Source organism: Leclercia sp. UBA7405 (assembly GCF_037152215.1).
Taxonomy (GTDB): Bacteria; Pseudomonadota; Gammaproteobacteria; order Enterobacterales; family Enterobacteriaceae; genus Enterobacter; species Enterobacter pneumoniae.
The window spans coordinates 1-821 of the sequence record NZ_JBBCMR010000016.1 but is presented as its reverse complement, the minus strand read 5'-3'; the positions used below and the strand labels follow the sequence as shown (position 1 = coordinate 821).

Here is an 821-nt window from a genome sequence, read left to right as displayed (position 1 = left end):
CACACTTGCTGTGAACTCGAAGAGTAGGGCGGGACACGTGGTATCCTGTCTGAATATGGGGGGACCATCCTCCAAGGCTAAATACTCCTGACTGACCGATAGTGAACCAGTACCGTGAGGGAAAGGCGAAAAGAACCCCGGCGAGGGGAGTGAAAAAGAACCTGAAACCGTGTACGTACAAGCAGTGGGAGCACCCTTGTGGTGTGACTGCGTACCTTTTGTATAATGGGTCAGCGACTTATATTCTGTAGCAAGGTTAACCGTATAGGGGAGCCGAAGGGAAACCGAGTCTTAACTGGGCGTTAAGTTGCAGGGTATAGACCCGAAACCCGGTGATCTAGCCATGGGCAGGTTGAAGGTTGGGTAACACTAACTGGAGGACCGAACCGACTAATGTTGAAAAATTAGCGGATGACTTGTGGCTGGGGGTGAAAGGCCAATCAAACCGGGAGATAGCTGGTTCTCCCCGAAAGCTATTTAGGTAGCGCCTCGTGAACTCATCTTCGGGGGTAGAGCACTGTTTCGGCTAGGGGGCCATCCCGGCTTACCAACCCGATGCAAACTACGAATACCGAAGAATGTTATCACGGGAGACACACGGCGGGTGCTAACGTCCGTCGTGAAGAGGGAAACAACCCAGACCGCCAGCTAAGGTCCCAAAGTCATGGTTAAGTGGGAAACGATGTGGGAAGGCACAGACAGCCAGGATGTTGGCTTAGAAGCAGCCATCATTTAAAGAAAGCGTAATAGCTCACTGGTCGAGTCGGCCTGCGCGGAAGATGTAACGGGGCTAAACCATGCACCGAAGCTGCGGCAGCGAC

General features: G+C 52.9%; 1 rRNA gene. It reads left to right on the top strand.

Annotated features, from left to right (window positions below):
* Window positions 1-821: ribosomal RNA gene (locus WFN75_RS22485) — 23S ribosomal RNA — on the top strand; the annotation flags it as partial.